The sequence below is a fragment of the Coleofasciculus sp. G3-WIS-01 genome, from assembly GCF_040223135.1.
Taxonomy (GTDB): Bacteria; Cyanobacteriota; Cyanobacteriia; order Cyanobacteriales; family Coleofasciculaceae; genus Coleofasciculus.
The window spans coordinates 1-16,860 of the sequence record NZ_JAVJZI010000253.1; the positions used below are offsets into that span (position 1 = coordinate 1).

Here is a 16,860-nt window from a genome sequence, read left to right on the forward strand (position 1 = left end):
GGATGTGGGTTTGGGGCATAACGGCATCGATGGAAACGTCTACTTAATCTATTTTGACAGATTTCGCTCTAATAATTCAAGCTCAGCGGCTCAATTGCTAGAACAAGAGTACAGGTTCTAAATGACCCCCAATATCCTCTAATTGCTCACGTTGGCTCAAACCTTCCGTCTGTACTAACCTGTTATTCGGTCAGGCAAAGGCTTGTGGGTGTTGGGTTTTGTCCCTCAACCCGCACGATTCAAACGGCGGCTCTTTACACTTTAGCCCAATCCCCAACCCAAACTTTCACAAAATTTTTACATTTATAGTTTATAGTGTATATGGGCTATTATAAATTAATCAATAATTGGCTTTTAAATCTATTAAACATAAGATATAATTATTGATAGACAATTAAAAATTTGATAAGGCAATAATGATTACAAACCATTTATATAGGATTGTCTATATAATCGTAAACAGCTTCTAATAAATAGATGATCTGACAGCAGTAAGTCAGACTATTTATTAATCTTCATCCACGATAAATTCATGGTAACCCGAAAACAGGTCAGCACTTTTCTGGCGGCTACAGCCGTAGTTTTCCTTTCAGGTTTCTGGAGTCTTAAACGGCTTCACGCCCAGCCGATAACGGCAGCCGATGACGGGATAGGAACGGTGATTACAACTCCCGATGGTCAAACCTTTAATATTGAAGGGGGAACGCTTTCCGGTGATGGCGCGAATCTATTCCATAGTTTCCAGGACTTTGGACTCGATGCTAATCAAATCGCTAATTTCTTATCCAATCCCCAAATTCAAAATATTTTGGGGCGAGTGGTAGGGGGGAATCCCTCTATCATTCAGGGGTTAATTCAAGTCACGGGAGGAAATTCTCATCTATTTTTAATGAACCCGGCTGGGTTTGTTTTTGGTGAAAATGCCAGTTTAAATATACCCGCTAGTTTTACCGCCACCACGGCGAATGGGATTGGTTTTGGCGAGGGTTGGTTTAATGCGGTGGGGGACAATAACTATCAAGATTTAGTCGGGTCTCCGACTCAGTTTGCCTTTACCGGGAATTCATCGGGAAGTATTGTCAATGCGGGAAATTTGACTGTCGGCGGGGGAGTGGATTTAACCTTTCTGGGCAGTAATGTTATCAATACTGGGACCTGGGGGATTCATCCTATATTGAACCGATTATTTCGACTGAGGCTGATGTGTCATCGTTGGCGGTGGCGGATATCTTTAGCCAGAGTCTGTCTAATCTCTACCAACCCACCACCGCTAATCTGAATGCCTTTGCCTCTAATGGTCGCGGCGGTGATGTGACACTGGCGGCAAAGGGGAATATTACCACGAGTCATATTAGTGCCTTTGGTGGAATCGGGAGTGGTAATGTCAGTGTGGCGAGTCAAGTCGGTGATATCCAGACGAATGTGATTTTCTCGCAAACGACGACGGGTTCTAGTGGTACGGTGAATCTGGATACCCCTGGGGGTGATATTTCGGTGAACCACATTGCCAGTTATGCCCAATTGGGGAGTGGGGGTGATGTGAATTTAAAGGCGACTGGTGGCGTTAGGATTAATAATATTGCCTCCTTTGGTCAGATACGTAGTGGCAACGTTAGCATTCAAAGTCGCGATCGCACGATTACTACGGCTGATATTCAAACCTTAGCTCCCAATGGCAGCAGTGGCAATATTTCCTTGAACACCTTTGAGATTGACGGCGATATTCAATCAGCCAACTTAAGAACCATCGCCGACGCCAAATCCGGACAAATTCAGGTTGTTGCAGCAGATGGGGCGATTCTTACTGAAGATTTAGAATCCATTGCCGAAACTGGAGACTCCGATGATATCACGGTTGCAGCCAATCAGCAGGTAACAACTCAATCGATTCTATCCCTAGGAGGTGAAGATAGTGGAGATATCGCCGTCACCAGTAGCCAGAGTACCGTCACCACAGAAGATATTGAAACCCTTGCCGAAACCGGGAATTCCGGAGATATCCAGGTGACGGCTAAGCAGGATGTGCAGACTCAGGCGATTCATTCCCAAGGGGGTCAAAATAGCGGAGATATCGCCGTTACCAGTAATCAAGGGAACATTACCACCGCCGATATTGCAAGTCAAGGGAAAACAGGTGAGGCAGGTAACATTATCCTCTATGCCGAAAAAGATATCACGACCCATGATATTACCTCCACTGGCGCGATTAGCAGTGGTGATATTAACTTAACCACGCTAACGGGTAGGATTAATACTGGGTCATTACATACCGATACGGGTTCGATTCATCTCAATTCCCCGTTAATGAATGCAGCTAATTTGACGGTTCATTCCGTTGTCGCTAATTCCGATAAAACCCTATCCGAACTGGAAACCCGTCTGGAAAAAGAGTTTGCCGCTTATTTTGGCAAAAACTTACAACCTACACCCGTTACCGCCAACCAGATTCAAACCCATTTAGTAGATATTCAGCAACAAACCGGGAATCGTTCAGCCGTGATTTATGTGAATCTCCCCGATATCACCTCACCTCAGTCCAGCCTAGCGGGTGATGTCAAACTGGTGGTAATTACTCCCGAAGGAGAAACTCAGACAATTACAGTGACTGGGGTAGAACGCGCCCAGTTACTGGATACCATTAAAGACTTTAGGGCGAAAATTGCCACATCCTATAGGCGAGAAAATCACAGTTATTTACCGATAGCGCAGCAATTGTATCAATGGTTAATTTCTCCCTTAGAAGAGACATTCAAAACGGCTAACATTGATACCCTAGTCTTTTCCATGGACGGTGGGTTGCGAAGCCTACCCATTGCCGCCCTGCATGATGGGGAACAGTTTTTAGTCGAAAAGTATAGCTTGGGGATTATTCCCAGTTTTGGCTTAATTAACCCAACCTATAAAACTCTCGAAAATGCTCAAGTTTTAGCCACGGGCGCGAGTCAGTTTACCGATAAAAATGCTTTACCGGCTGTTCCGGTTGAGTTATCCGTGATTAACCAAATGTGGAATGGAGACGTGTTTCTGAATGAAGACTTTATCCGGTTTAATTTAGTTGAATCCCGTCTGGGGAATCGCTATCCCATTGTTCATTTAGCTACCCATGCGGAATTAAATTCGGGTTCTGTGGAGAATTCCTATATTCAGTTATGGAATGAGAGATTAAGCTTATCGGATATGCCTCAACTGGGTTGGAAAGACGCTGAGGTGGAATTATTAACCCTGTCCGCTTGTCGCACAGCCGTGGATAATCCAGGGGCAGAATTAGGCTTTGCCGGATTAACGGTAGCATCAGGGGCAAAGTCAGCTTTGGCGAGTCTTTGGTCGGTGAGTGACGAAGGAACATTTGCGTTAATGACGGATTTTTATCATCAGTTACAATCAGCAAAGGTTAAATCAGAAGCCTTACGTCAGGCACAACTTTCGATGATTCAGGAACAGATTCAAATTGAAGCGGGTGAATTACGCAGTGCGGGGATGCGAGGAACGGTAATATTACCCCCAGAATTAGCCGATTTAACCAATACCAGTTTATCCCATCCCTATTATTGGGCAGGGTTCACATTAGTAGGGAACCCCTGGTAATTGTGTGTAGGGGCGGGTTTAGGAACCATTGTAGGGGCGGGTTTAGGAACTAAAATTAGCTAGTCAGAACTAACTGAACAACAAAACCCGCCCTACCGCACAGATAACTGAACAAAAAATAGCCCTAATTCCGAATAGAGTAATTTTTTGGTAATGAAAATGTTGAAGTGTTTTGCGGGTTTTAAAGTCTTGATAACCGGAGGAGTTATTATGTCGAGTGTCCTAGTTTCATCGTTAGGGTATAGCTTGAAATTTCCACCAACGGATGGGACAGGGGCACCGGAACGAACGGCGAGTGGGGGGCGACGTGATTTGTCTTGTCTGCAAGCGGATTCGATGTCGTTAACGGCGTTAGTTCCTCGGAATAATTTGGTAACAACGGTTAGTGAAACACCTAGCTTATTCTTTGATATTCCCCAAACCCGGGCAAAGACGGCGGAATTAGTGCTGATGGATAATCAGGGGAATGAACTTGCCCAGAAAATGATTCCGTTAACGGGTGAAGCGGGTGTGATGGACGTTAAGTTACCCGCTACGGCTAAACTGGAAATGAATCAGATTTATCGCTGGGAATTGGCGATTATTTGTAATTCTCAAGATAGAACTCAAGATGTATTTATTCAGGGGAAACTCCAGCGCCGGGAATTACCAGCAGAATTAGTCCGTCAGTTGGAGACATCGGATTTACCCCAGCAAGCCCAACTCTATGCAGAAGCCGGAATTTGGCATGAGTCACTTGCGATCGCGCTACGATTACGTGATACCTATCCTAACGCTTTGGCAGGGCTTTTACAATCAGTTGGGTTGTAGAGACGTAGCTACCATCATCCCGATACGACTAAACCTGCCCTAACCGAATTGTGTGTAGGGGCGGGTTTTACTATTATCGTTTCTGATACTCCCCAGATGCAACTAAACCCGCCCCGACTGAATTATTTTTAACACCAATGTAGCAGAGGAGGGAGAAGGATTGGGGCAAAAATTGTATAAAATTATGGAATAACCAGAAACAATAGTATTAAACAAAAGATGTGGATTGCTGCTTGAATAGCAAGTATGACGTATGACAAATAACGCCTAACGTATGACAAAAGACCAATGACGTATGACGAATGACCAACCTGAAAAAATGGCTTTGGCAAGGACGAGGGATATGGATTACTGCCCCAAGTGTGACGGTATGTGTTATCCTATTCCGAATGCTGGGATTGTTGCAGTTATGGGAATGGGCAGCTTATGACCAGTATATGCGCCTACGTTCACCTGAACCACAGGATCAACGGATTGCCATTGTCGGAATTGATGAACGGGATATCCAAAGTTTGGGACAACCGATTCTAGCAGATGGGGTTTATGCCAAACTGATTCGGAAATTGAAAGCCAGACAGCCTCGAGTCATTGGCTTGGATATTTTTCGGGATATCCCCATCGAACCGGGACATGACCAATTAGTCAAGGTCTTTGAATCAACGCCAAATCTGGTGGGGATTGAAAAAGTCGTCGGTGAGACAAAACGGGAAATTGTTGCACCACCACCGGCTTTGAAGGTAAGAGGACAAGTCGGGGCGAATGATTTAATCGTTGATGCGGATAATAAAGTGCGACGGGGGTTAATTTCTGTTGATAAACCCACCGGGGAAACCGTCTATAGTTTTAGCCTACATTTAGCGTTACGTTATCTGAAGACAGAAGGAATTCAGCCAGAAATGATACCCGGAAGCCAAAATTGGAAATTAGGCGAGACAATATTTCGACGCTTTCAACCCAATGATGGCGGATATGTGCGGGCGGATGCTGGGGGGTATCAGATACTGGTGAATTATCGGGGTGGGGCGAAGCACTTTGAGGTTGTTTCCCTCAAAGATGTTCTCAATCATAGATTACCACCCGACTGGGGACGCGATCGCATTATTTTAATTGGCGTTGTCGGTGATAGTTTTCCTGACTTTTTCACCACGCCTTATAGTAGTGGATTATTTTCTGGGGTTAAACCCATGGCGGGTGTAGAGGTTCACGCCAATCTCACTAGCCAAATAATTAGTGCGGCGATGGATGGGCGCCCTCTGATGCGAACCGTCTCAGACGTGGCGGAAGGGGTATGGATTTTCCTGTGGGCGGGAATTGGGGCGGTACTAACCTGGTTTTGGCGCCATACTGGCTGTTTAAGCCAAAAATCTTATCACAGAAGAGTGGGACAAGTTTTCGCGGCTGGGATTTTACTGGGAATTACTTACCTGGCTTTTCTATACGGCTGGTGGCTAACTATTGTACCACCATTAATGGCATTTACTGGATCATGTGTCGCCATTACTGCCTATATTGCCCACACCGCTGCGGCGATTCAGAGAACCTTTGGACGGTATTTGAGTCCTGAAGTGGTGGTGAATTTACTGGAAAATCAGGATGGCTTGAAACTGGGGGGGAAGCGACAAAAGGTTACGATTCTCACGGCGGATTTAAGGGGGTTTACTGCCCTGTCTGAAAAGATTCTCCCGGAAGATGTGGTAAATATATTGAACCTCTATTTGGCATCGATGTTAGAGGTAATTTTATCCTATCAGGGTACCATTGATAAGTTTATGGGAGATGGCATTTTAGTCATCTTTGGCGCACCGACGATGAGAGAGGATGATGGGGAACGGGCGGTGGCTTGTGCGGTGGCGATGCAGTTAACCATGAGTCGGGTTAACGCCAAGATGGAAGAGTTGGGTTGGTTTCCCCTCGATATGGGTATTGGGATTAATACAGGGGAGGCTGTGGTTGGTAATATTGGCAGTGAAAAACATAGTGAATATACGGTAATTGGTAACCAGGTTAACTTGGCGTTTCGCATCGAATCTTGTGCCATTGGCAATCAAGTTTTAATTTCTGAATCCACGTTACAGGAGGTGGGAGCGTTTCGTTTGACCATTAATGGTTCCCAACGGGTGCAACCGAAGGGGGTACAACAGCCGATTACAATTTATGAAATTGGCGGGATTGGTGAACCTTATAATTTAGTTTTGTCTCAGCACAAAGACGTATTCTGTTCTCTGCGTCATCCTATTCCCATTATTTATACCCTGTTGGACGGAAAAACGCTGACGAGTGCAATTTTCCGAGGAAAGATGATTAAACTATCTAACCAAGGGGCAGAAATTTGCATTCGTTCTCAGGATGAGCCTTTTATTCCACCCCCGTTGAGTGATATTAAGATTAATTTAATCAATATTAATATTGATGATCGCAGGACTATTAGTGAGGATATTTATGCTAAGGTTTTAGAATGGTCTGAAACGGCTGGCAGTTTTTACATTCATTTCACGTTTATACCGACGACAGTCACGGGAATTCTATCAAGTTCGGTTGAATAATTTACACGTTGGTGAAAATAAGGCAGAAGATAGAGGGCAACAGGGAAGGTAAGGAGTAAGGAACTAATGTACTACACCGAGCCTAAATCATCCCATCCCTAGAGACGTTCTGCTGAAACGTCTCCTCCGGGTGCAATGTCTGCTCAAGTTCCTAATCACCAATCAGCTTACAGCTCGATCATGGGACTTTAACAATTTCTTTACAGTCTCGACGATTTCTTGGGGATGACAAGGCTTGGCTAAGTAAGCATCCGCCCCTTGCTTCATCCCCCAGTAGCGGTCAAAATCCTCTTTTTTCGCCGAACACATTAACACCGGGATAGTCTGAGTTTCCGGTTCCGATTTCAGGCGACGACAGACTTCATAGCCATTCATGCGGGGGAGGACAATATCCAAAATCACCAAATTTGGGTGAAATTGCTGAATTTTCTCCAGCGCCTCCACACCATCCCCAGCCACAATTACCGTCAGCCCTACACGCTCAAGCAGCTTTGAGAGCAAATGTTGTTGGGTGAGATCGTCCTCTACGACTAACACTGTACTCATAAAAACCTATACCTACCCTGGCTCTCTAGCTTTCAAGCATTATAACATTTACTCTCTGGCAATAAATATCGCCATCAGGCGGATTTTGGTGACTCCGGTTCCGCAATCTGGCTGAATTGGGGGGAGATGGGACATCAAAACTCGGTCAGGGCGGGTTTGAGAAAAGGTTATCATTAGTAGCTGGCGATCGCATCACCTAAACCCGCCCCTATACATTCAACACTCTCTGTTCTTTCATCCGTGTGGTGTCTTTTTCCACCTCCGGTTGCACTTGCCAGAAATCCCCCAGAATCCTAGCCACTCAATCCCCAACGCCCAATCTCTGTTGATAGACTTCTAAATGAAAATAAATAGCAGCGATCGCAATAGGGCTCATTAGGACTAGAGGTGCTGAATGGTTTATTTTATTATCACTTGGCTTTTTCTGATTGGTGTTTGTTTCTCAATTGGCACAGCTATTGTGAATCGGTTGAAAGCCGATCGCATTGATCGTCGAGGCGATCGCTTCATCGCCGCCGTCTGGCTGGGAATCATTTTCCTGTGTGTCTCCCTGCTGGCAACTTCCTTGATTTTACCGTTATCTAGCGCCGTTGGCTTCCTCCTTGCCATCGGTTTAGTCGCCCTATCTCTGTTGTCTCAGCCAACCCGGAGTGAACTGGCTGCGGTGCGATCGCGTCTTTCTCCCAGCTTTATCGTTGGATTTCTTACCTTAGAACTAATTATTGCCGCTTTTACCAGTCAAAAAATAGTCTGGTTTGACACCGGACTCTATCACTTTGGTTCTATGCGATGGATGTCTCAATTTGGCGCGGTTAATGGATTAGCGCTAATCAATGCTAAGTTTGGCTTTACCTCTTCTTGGTTTGCTCTCGCCGCGCCGTTAACTTCACCAATTTTTGGCAGTCGAGTCAGTGCGATTACCAATGGCTTTATCTTCCTTATCGCTATTTTACAATCTCTAATTACGCTCAATCAAATACTCAGCCGTAAAGGACGCTTATCGGACTGGTTTTTATTGATTTTTTCAGCTATTGCCATTCTCGTTTACACGGGGACTGTATTGACGGGTTCACCAATACTCATCTCATTTTCTCCTGATGTCACAGTTGCTTTCCTTATTGGAGTGACAGCCTGGACAATTCTGGTTATTTCACATAGCGCTCAGTCTTCTTTAGGAAATACTAATGCCAAAACGCCTCTTTTCGATGCTAAAACTATCCCCCTAATTCTATCAGCCGGAGCCGTAACCATTAAGCTTTCGGCTCTACCGCTGCTCCCCATAGGATTTCTTTTTTATCTAATCGGTAATCAGTTTAAACTACAAATTAAGCGGCTATTGACAGGTGGTGCTATTACTATATTAATCCTATCACCCATGGTTTTATATAGCCTGACCACATCCGGATGCCCCCTGTATCCTTCAACCTTTATGTGCCTCGACCTGCCTTGGTCAGTTCCCATCGAAAAAGCCATAAAGGAAACTCAACCCATCAAGTTCTGGTGGGTGTTTTCGGATTCAGAGGAGTCAGGATTAACGGCTATAGCTTTAGGAGTTTGGCGATGGCTAAAAGGTTCAGTTAAATCTCAAATCATGGCTTTGATTACAATTTTTGTCATTCTTTTCTCTATCCCTATATTCCGTCAATTTAGAAAACACCTTAAATTAGGGACTGTCTGGATATTATTATTAGGATTACTCGGTATTACATTTATTATGATTCAAAGTCCTTTGCTCCGGTTTGGCTTGGGCTATTTTCTGCTTATTCCGGCTTTATTTGGGGCAATATATGGTCAAAGACTGTTTGAAAAAATTCCCTCTAAATTGACCCAGCCCCTGTCTCGATTCACTCACACCCTAAAACAACCTCAAACAATCTTATTGGCTTCCCTATTTGTCATTGGCTTGACTACTGTTGGTCTGATTCAGGATAATGCTCAATCCCGATTAATTTTACCTCCTCCCTTACCTAGTGCTAATCTAGTATCTGACCAAGTGAATGATGTTACTTATGTCTATCCAGCAAACTGGAAAGTCCGATGTTGGGCATCTCCATTACCCTGTTCAGCAGTACCGATTAAAAATATCAAGCTTCGCGACCCATCACAGGGAATTGGTGCTGGGTTTGTGTATGTGAAATAAGCACCTAGACATCTATTTTGTCGGGCTGATTTAAAGATTAATCACCCTGAAATAAGCATTTTTAGATCGCCGAAACCCTTGATATACCGTAGGGTGGGCACTGCCCACCAGCATACCAGTCATTCCCATTCGAGTTAAAGATTGTCAAAACCCGGTTTCCTATGCGCGAAGTGAAGGGTCATTTCTGTACCCTGTTCCCTAGTCTCAACAGTAAACTTTAATGAAAGTCCGACCACTTAGTCTATTGTCAGATATGGCGACTTATCAAGACCGAGAAGCATTTATTCCCTATCGTCGCAGCGACTTAATCGAACTGTGCCTAGACGATGGACAGTTGCCTAACGAGAAGGTGCAACAGTTCCGGGATTTCTGTACTTTACTTTCCGCCTATTATCATTTTAAGTTTCATGCCTATTTGGAACGGTTAAAGAATAATTATGATCCGTTCAACCCTGATGCTGATACTCAATCGAGAGTTGAACTCACTCCCGATAAATTAGCCGAACGCGAGGCGAATGTGGTTACAGACTTTCAGACGATTCTCGAACGCGCCAATTATGTTCCCCTCTCTCCGAATAATTTACAACGCGCCTTTAAAGAAAGGTCATTAATTCAACTGAAAACTGCTGTTGATTTTGATGAATTTGACCAACTCGTCTGCTACTGTCGCGGGGATTATGAAGAAACCATTCAGGTCAAAAAGTTTATCAGAAAAAAAGATAAAAAAATCAATGTTTTTGAACGAGTCGTTTTATTGATTAAATTCAAAGACGCCGATTATTTTCAAAGCAAAGGTGACAAATTAGACTCCCTCCAGTTCACACCAGGGAAGATGTATCTCTATTTTTACAAGAATATCCCTAAATTTGACCTAGAGCTCCTCTTCCCCAATATCAAAATTAGCATGACCTGGAAAGACCGTCTCTTCTTAATCGTTCCAGCTATTGGTGCCGCTATTCCAATCATCCTGAGAGTTCTGCCTAAACTTCTCATTGTTATTGGGGCTATTTTATTTTTTACGATGGGACCATCGGTTTTGGAGATAGTCCAGGCAAGTGAAGAAGATGTCCGGGATATTATGCCCGTCCTCGTTGCTGTGTTATCGCTACTGGTGACATTAGGGGGATTTGCCTACAAGCAGTATAGCAATTATAAGAGTAAGCAGATTAAATTCCGCAAAACCGTAACCGAAACCCTATTTTTTAAGAATATGGCAAATAATGCCAGCGTGTTTCATGCCTTAATTGATGCGGCGGAAGAGGAGGAATGTAAAGAAATCATTCTGGTTTATTACCATCTGTTAACTAGCCCTAAGCCCCTAACCCCTGAACAGTTGGATAACCTAATTGAAACCTGGATGGATGATAAGTTTGGCACAAAGATTGATTTTGATATCAATGGCCCGATTCATAATTTAGAAGAGATTCGGGGTAAATTGGTGCAAGATGGTAAAGATACGGCAAGTCTTTCGGAAATCCCCTTATTGACGAAAGATAAGCAAGGATGTTGTCAGGTTCTGCCTTTAAATGATGCTAAACGATTAATTGATTACATCTGGGATCATATCTTTCTTTACACCTGAATCATCAAGCGCTTCGTTTAGGGAACAGAGAATAGGGAACATCGTTGGGGGGATTCTCCCGTGAATGAGGATGGTGTTCCGATTTGGACACAGGAAGATTGGTATAATTCTGCTTGGCAACCCTTTCAAGTTCCTGGCAAACTTGAAGTGCCAAAGGGGGAACGTTTTGCTTGGTTGCGGGTTAAATTACCCCCAGGTCAATGGCAATATCCTAGCTTAGATAGGCGTGGTATTCCCTATCTAGAAGCCTATCTGAATAGTCAGCTTATCGATAAATTTGCCGTAGTTAATGGTTCAAAATTGATTAGTTAAAGTTATCACACCAAGTACGGGAGAGCCCAAAAGACTGACGTTTGCCTTATGGTACATCTGTAGGGGCGGGTTTTACTATTATCGTTTCTTCGCCTAACCCCGATGTGACTAAACCCGCCCCCTACATCATGGCGACTATTCAACTTCCCATTCAAAGCGGGTTAAGCTAGATTCAGTCCTCAATTTGCCCAGGTGTTAGGATTGCGGGAGTCGCTGTATGTCCAGATTGCTGATAACGCAATATCAAGCAGAAGTTGAAAAAATACAAAGAGAAGAAACCCAGAGATCCTACCATCCGCGAAAAATTCAATACCTACAAGTTTGCCGATTACAAAGAACAGGTGATTAATTTGCTCCAACGAGTCTGCACTGTCAGCGTTAGAACAATGGAAATATCCCCCACACGCTTCCTAACCCTTCCCCAAAGAGCGCTACACTAGAAAACGCTGCCTCACATTCGAGACTTATGCCATCTTCTCACCAACCTCTGACCTACCCCACCACCCGCCAAGCTGACCAAGTAGACGACTATCATGGCACGAAAGTCGCTGACCCCTATCGCTGGTTAGAAGATCCCGACTCCGAAGAAACCAAAGCCTGGGTAGAAGCGCAAAATAAAGTCACCTTCGGCTATCTCGAAGACATCCCCCAACGGGAATCCCTGAAGCAGCGCATCACCAAAGTCTGGAATTACGAAAAATATGGCATTCCCTATAAAGAAGGGAACCGCTACTTCTATTTCAAAAATGATGGACTTCAGAACCAAAGCGTTCTCTATACCTTAACCTCTCTCGATGGAGAACCCAGAGTCCTGATTGACCCCAATACCCTCTCCGAAGACGGGACTATCGCCCTATCGGGTGCCGCTATGAGTGACGACGGGAACCGCATGGCGTATGGTTTATCCACCTCCGGTTCCGATTGGCAAGAATGGAAAGTGCGGGATGTGGAAACGGGAGAAGATTTATCGGATCATCTCCAATGGGTAAAGTTTTCCGGTGCATCCTGGACAACGGATAATCAAGGGTTTTTCTATAGCCGTTATGACGAACCCAATGATGCCACAAAATTAGAAGATGCTAATTATTATCACAAACTCTATTATCACAAACTCGGCACAGCCCAATCCGATGATCTGCTAATTTATCATCGCCCTGACCAGAAAGAATGGATGTTTAATGGCTCAGTAACAGAAGATGGTCATTATCTGATTATTTATGTCAGTCAAGGAACTGATCCGAAGAATCTGGTTTTCTACAAAGACTTACAAACCCCCGATTCTCCCATCGTCGAATTGATTTCAGAATTTGAAGCGAATTTCAGTCTGATTGACAATGACGGGTCAATCTTCTGGTTCCAAACTGACTTAGATGCTCCACGAGGTCGGGTGATTGCCATTGATATTCATAACCCAGCACGAGAGAACTGGCAAGAACTTATTCCCCAAGCCGAAGAAACTTTAGAAGGTGTCGGCGTTCTGAATAACCAATTTGTCGCCGATTACCTCAAAGATGCCCGTTCTGCCATTAAGATTTTTGACCTCAATGGTGCCTTTGTTCGGGAGGTAGAATTACCGGGAATTGGTTCAGCCGGGGGATTTGGCGGGAAGCGTTATGATACGGAAACCTTCTATGTGTTTACCAGTTTCACTACCCCAGCAACGATTTACCGCTACGATATGGTAACGGGGGAAAGTTCCCTATTTCGCCAACCGACAGTAGACTTTGATCCGACTCAATACGAAACGCGGCAAGTGTTTTACCCGAGTAAAGATGGGACACAAGTGCCGATGTTTATTACCCACAAGAAGGGGTTAGCATTGGATGGCAATAATCCCACCTATCTCTATGGTTATGGTGGTTTTAATGTCTCCCTAACTCCCAGCTTTTCGATTAGTAATCTGGTGTGGATGGAGATGGGAGGCGTGTATGCGATTCCGAATCTCCGAGGCGGTGGAGAGTATGGCGAAGATTGGCATCAAGCGGGAACAAAGCTGAATAAGCAAAATGTGTTTGATGATTTTATTGCCGCAGCGGAGTGGTTAATTGAGAATAAATATACTCGTCCGCAAAAACTGGCAATTGGTGGGGGAAGTAATGGTGGTTTATTAGTCGGGGCTTGCATGACTCAGCGCCCAGATTTATTCCGTGCTGCCCTTCCTTCAGTTGGTGTCATGGATATGCTGCGCTTCCATAAGTTTACGATTGGTTGGGCTTGGTGTTCTGATTATGGTTCACCGGAAAATCAGGAGGAGTTTAAGGCGCTTTATGCCTATTCTCCGTTACATAATCTCAAGCCAGGAACGGCTTATCCAGCAACATTAATTACGACAGCGGATCATGATGACCGCGTGGTTCCAGCCCATAGTTTTAAGTTTGCGGCGGCGTTACAAGCTGCCCATTCTGGGGATAATCCAGTCTTAATTCGCATTGAAACTAAGGCGGGTCATGGTGCGGGAAAACCGACGGCTAAGATTATTGAAGAGATTGCCGATAAGTGGGCATTTTTGCTGCGCGTAATGGAGGTATAGTCTCCCATGACGAATGACTAACAATAAGCACTGATATCTTCCCCACATTGGTCAGCCAAGTAGCAAAGGGCGCGAAAGCGAAGGCTAACGAATTCGTCATAGAAAGGATTGAGTTTGCACAAGGGAGGAATGTGAGCAACCCGACGCCCAAAGAGGCAGATATCTCGTTCAAATGGGCACTGGGCGGGAATCATTTTGCAGAAGAATCTAGCTTTGGCGGGGTTGTGAATTTCGATGTTCTCTAACCATTGCTTGATGGTTTGCAGTGGCTTGATGGGTTGTTGGGGTGAGGTGGGAGAGTTGGCGGGGTTTGTCTGGGTTTCAACAGGGGTGGAATTGAGCAGTCCGTTTTGGTAGGTGGTATACATGGTTTGATTTGCTCCGTGTGGTTTGTTTGTCTCTATTCATAATGTAAACCAATTTCGCTCTAGTGCAAATATAAAAAACTATTATCATTGATTAGCTCTGCTTTTAGGCATCGTCCTGTTGGGAGCAGTGTAGAGACGTGCCATGGCACGTCTCTTAGCTGGGGGAGAGAAAGTTGTATCTTTGAATGCAACTTGGTATTAATCACCTGTTCATCCCATTGTCTTCTAACCAGTTTGATAATTCTTCTAGACTATTGAAGTCTAAAACATCTTCTCCTAGATGTTCCAATTGTTCAGAAGATAAATTTTGAATCTGGTTAATGATTTCTGGAGACATTGACCCAAACTGTCGCTCCAGTAAACGTAACATCGCTCGGATTTCTCCCTCTCGACGCCCTCGTTCTAATCCTTGCTCTAATCCTTGCTCTAATCCTTCTGCTAATCCATCCTGCTTTGCCTTAATAATAAAACCTCGTTGGTCTTCGAGAAACATTTCTTGCTTACGCAATTTTTCCAATTCCTCTACACTTAAATTCGCTTGATTCGCGATATTCATGGCTTTATCCAGTTCCGGAAGTTGCCTAAATGTGGGTGGAATGACTTCCAAGCTGGGAGCCTCTTTAATAAAGTAAATCCATTTATCAGTTAAACTGTCTAATTCATCAAGGGTTTTAGTAAATTTGGGTAATTCAACAAAGATTAACTCGATTTCCGGATCAGGATAATCAAACAACTCCTGTTTTTCCTTTAAGCAAAAGCGCGTCAGGAATCGTTGAGTCTGGTCAAACATTGGGAAATCGGTAATGGTTAAGGCAATGGCTGGTTTAAGGTGAGAATATCCTTCCCCATATTTTAATTGATTCGCATAAGTTTTAGTCAGGTTATAAATGACGCGCTTCTCAAAGAACGCCACATTGAGTACCTGCATTTCAATTAACACCGTTGAGCCATTATCCAGCAAAGCTTTGACATCTAGATAGCTATCTTTTAGATCAACGACATCCCTGGGATTATAGGGATCAATGATTTCTAAATCCTGAATCATTGAATTGCTCTCATAAATCAAGGCATTTAAAAAGCTAATCAGAATATCTTTGCTGTCCTTTGACCCAAATATTTTCTTGAAGGCAAAGTCAGTTTTTGGGCTAATAAATCTCAGTGTCATAATTTCTCAATAATTTAAGAGTAAAAAATGATTATATCTTTTCCGTTACACCCAGATGCGACTATCGCGACCCCTATAAAGATTTGCAAACAAAACTTGACTCAAGGGAGTTGATCAGCGAAACTACAGACAAGAGCGTAATACGTCTGTTTTCACTGTATTACGTCAGTTGTGGTTAACTCGACTAGGCTGATTGATCCAAAATTAGCTGGAAGCTGAGATGGAACAGCATGTCTTGCCCAGAAATACTGTCCCCATCCAGGCAACCTGCGAGATTGGTTGAGGCGAGCCTATTGATGAAGGATAACCTCTGCTATACCGTTTGCACCTCCTCAATTATTTCAAGTGTGTCTCCCTTTTGGTGACCGGTATGGTAAGCAGCGAGGAGAATTTGGCTGGTTTTGCCCCAGGCGATCGCACCCGTAGCATCAATCGCGATCGCACCTAAATCCCGCCGATTCTCCTTTGCTTCTTTTATGGAACGTGCCATGGCATCGGCTAAGGATAAACCGTCGGTGACGCGCACCACAACCCGTGCGGCGAAGCATTCATCAATGATATCTTCACCAATGCCGGTACAGCTTACGCCGGCTTTCAGGTTGGCGTAATTCCCCGCAGGCATTGCCGAATCACTGACCCGACCAATCCGTTCAAACCCTTTCCCGCCAGTCGATGTACCCGCCGCCAAGCATCCCTGACTATCTAACGCGACTACCCCAATCGTACCCCGTCCGGCTTCCGAGGAAAGGAGTTCAGGTTCGCTAACCACATCCGCCATCGCCCGTTCAAAGTTATCCTGTCTCTCCTGTAGCCACTCCTGTAATCGTTTCTCGGTTAACGGGTTGTAAATGGGTGCATTCACTTCCCGCACCAGTTCCGCCGCTCCATAATCCGAGAGGACGCGATCGGGACAATCTTGCAAAATCTTCGCCAACTCGATGGGATTTTTGATCCGCGATACATTAATCACACCGCTAAAGCGCTGATATTTACCATCCATCAGTGACGCACTCATGCGAATCTGTCCATCAGATTGCAATACCGAACCCGTTCCGGCATTATAGCGAGGTTCATCTTCTAGGAGTTGACAGCCTCGAATCACTGCTTCACGGGCATTTGCACCGGCTAATAACAGAGCATATATCTCATCGAGTATTTTATAAAGAGAATCGCGCACCGCTTGGGTGGCGTCTTTGGTTTTCAGGGCGCTTCCTGCACCACCATGGATAATTAATTTGGGTTGCATCGAATTCACGAACCTCCTTTATGGCTTAAGACA

The 16,860-nt window shown here is 44.5% G+C and carries 12 protein-coding genes and 2 pseudogenes; 10 read left to right on the top strand and 4 right to left on the bottom strand.

What is annotated here, in order from left to right; translation table 11 throughout:
• Nucleotides 1-532: 532 nt before the first annotated feature.
• The 4 genes and pseudogenes from RIM23_RS26810 to RIM23_RS26825 form a co-directional block, all read left to right on the top strand.
• Nucleotides 533-1,156: pseudogene (locus RIM23_RS26810) on the top strand (two-partner secretion domain-containing protein); the annotation flags it as partial.
• A 47-nt stretch (nt 1,157-1,203) separates the two neighbouring features.
• The gene (locus tag RIM23_RS26815; protein WP_446370978.1) at nt 1,204-3,585 is read left to right on the top strand and encodes a CHAT domain-containing protein; all 2,382 of its coding nucleotides are present in this window, start codon (nt 1,204-1,206) and stop codon (nt 3,583-3,585) included.
• A 210-nt stretch (nt 3,586-3,795) separates the two neighbouring features.
• Entirely contained in the window at nt 3,796-4,395 is a 600-nt protein-coding gene (locus tag RIM23_RS26820) for a DUF928 domain-containing protein (protein ID WP_446370980.1), read from the top strand.
• Nucleotides 4,396-4,697: 302 nt separating this feature from the next.
• Nucleotides 4,698-6,938, top strand: coding sequence for a CHASE2 domain-containing protein (locus tag RIM23_RS26825; RefSeq protein ID WP_446370982.1), 2,241 nt, complete (start codon nt 4,698-4,700; stop codon nt 6,936-6,938).
• A gap of 162 nt (nt 6,939-7,100) precedes the next feature.
• Here the strand turns inward: RIM23_RS26825 and RIM23_RS26830 are convergent, their stop codons facing one another.
• Nucleotides 7,101-7,484 carry a response regulator transcription factor gene (locus RIM23_RS26830; protein WP_446370984.1) on the bottom strand — a complete coding sequence of 128 codons (384 nt, stop codon included), beginning with the start codon at nt 7,482-7,484 and terminating at the stop codon, nt 7,101-7,103.
• Nucleotides 7,485-7,878: 394 nt separating this feature from the next.
• Between RIM23_RS26830 and RIM23_RS26835 the strand changes: the two genes are divergently transcribed.
• The 6 genes and pseudogenes from RIM23_RS26835 to RIM23_RS26860 all read left to right on the top strand — a co-directional run bounded on the left by RIM23_RS26835 (nt 7,879) and on the right by RIM23_RS26860 (nt 14,048).
• Nucleotides 7,879-9,624, top strand: coding sequence for an LIC_10190 family membrane protein (locus RIM23_RS26835; protein ID WP_446370986.1), 1,746 nt, complete (start codon nt 7,879-7,881; stop codon nt 9,622-9,624).
• 220 nt (nt 9,625-9,844) lie between these two features.
• Nucleotides 9,845-11,206 carry a DUF3754 domain-containing protein gene (locus tag RIM23_RS26840; protein WP_446370988.1) on the top strand — a complete coding sequence of 454 codons (1,362 nt, stop codon included), beginning with the start codon at nt 9,845-9,847 and terminating at the stop codon, nt 11,204-11,206.
• Between the two features lie 60 nt (nt 11,207-11,266).
• Entirely contained in the window at nt 11,267-11,518 is a 252-nt protein-coding gene (locus RIM23_RS26845; RefSeq protein ID WP_446370990.1) for a hypothetical protein, read from the top strand.
• 41 nt (nt 11,519-11,559) lie between these two features.
• Nucleotides 11,560-11,688, top strand: a complete 129-nt coding sequence (locus RIM23_RS26850) for a hypothetical protein (protein ID WP_446370992.1) — start codon at nt 11,560-11,562, stop codon at nt 11,686-11,688.
• An 84-nt stretch (nt 11,689-11,772) separates the two neighbouring features.
• Nucleotides 11,773-11,958 (top strand): annotated as a pseudogene (locus tag RIM23_RS26855) (hypothetical protein); the annotation flags it as partial.
• A gap of 26 nt (nt 11,959-11,984) precedes the next feature.
• Nucleotides 11,985-14,048 carry a prolyl oligopeptidase family serine peptidase gene (locus tag RIM23_RS26860; RefSeq protein ID WP_446370994.1) on the top strand — a complete coding sequence of 688 codons (2,064 nt, stop codon included), beginning with the start codon at nt 11,985-11,987 and terminating at the stop codon, nt 14,046-14,048.
• A gap of 17 nt (nt 14,049-14,065) precedes the next feature.
• Here RIM23_RS26860 and RIM23_RS26865 read toward each other — a convergent pair whose 3' ends face one another.
• The 3 genes from RIM23_RS26865 to RIM23_RS26875 all read right to left on the bottom strand — a co-directional run bounded on the left by RIM23_RS26865 (nt 14,066) and on the right by RIM23_RS26875 (nt 16,827).
• Entirely contained in the window at nt 14,066-14,416 is a 351-nt protein-coding gene (locus RIM23_RS26865; RefSeq protein ID WP_446370996.1) for a Mo-dependent nitrogenase C-terminal domain-containing protein, read from the bottom strand.
• Between the two features lie 202 nt (nt 14,417-14,618).
• Entirely contained in the window at nt 14,619-15,575 is a 957-nt protein-coding gene (locus RIM23_RS26870; protein WP_446371052.1) for an Rpn family recombination-promoting nuclease/putative transposase, read from the bottom strand.
• A 319-nt stretch (nt 15,576-15,894) separates the two neighbouring features.
• Nucleotides 15,895-16,827, bottom strand: coding sequence for an isoaspartyl peptidase/L-asparaginase (locus tag RIM23_RS26875; protein WP_446370998.1), 933 nt, complete (start codon nt 16,825-16,827; stop codon nt 15,895-15,897).
• Nucleotides 16,828-16,860 lie beyond the last annotated feature (33 nt).

What these genes read in the sequence shown, in the direction of transcription:
- RIM23_RS26820 (WP_446370980.1), top strand. Translation starts at nt 3,796, where the DNA reads ATGTCGAGTGTCCTAGTTTCATCGTTAGGGTATAGCTTGAAATTTCCA.
- RIM23_RS26825 (WP_446370982.1), top strand. Translation starts at nt 4,698, where the DNA reads ATGACCAACCTGAAAAAATGGCTTTGGCAAGGACGAGGGATATGGATT.
- RIM23_RS26830 (WP_446370984.1), bottom strand. Translation starts at nt 7,484, where the DNA reads ATGAGTACAGTGTTAGTCGTAGAGGACGATCTCACCCAACAACATTTG.
- RIM23_RS26835 (WP_446370986.1), top strand. Translation starts at nt 7,879, where the DNA reads ATGGTTTATTTTATTATCACTTGGCTTTTTCTGATTGGTGTTTGTTTC.
- RIM23_RS26840 (WP_446370988.1), top strand. Translation starts at nt 9,845, where the DNA reads ATGAAAGTCCGACCACTTAGTCTATTGTCAGATATGGCGACTTATCAA.
- RIM23_RS26860 (WP_446370994.1), top strand. Translation starts at nt 11,985, where the DNA reads ATGCCATCTTCTCACCAACCTCTGACCTACCCCACCACCCGCCAAGCT.
- RIM23_RS26865 (WP_446370996.1), bottom strand. Translation starts at nt 14,416, where the DNA reads ATGTATACCACCTACCAAAACGGACTGCTCAATTCCACCCCTGTTGAA.
- RIM23_RS26875 (WP_446370998.1), bottom strand. Translation starts at nt 16,827, where the DNA reads ATGCAACCCAAATTAATTATCCATGGTGGTGCAGGAAGCGCCCTGAAA.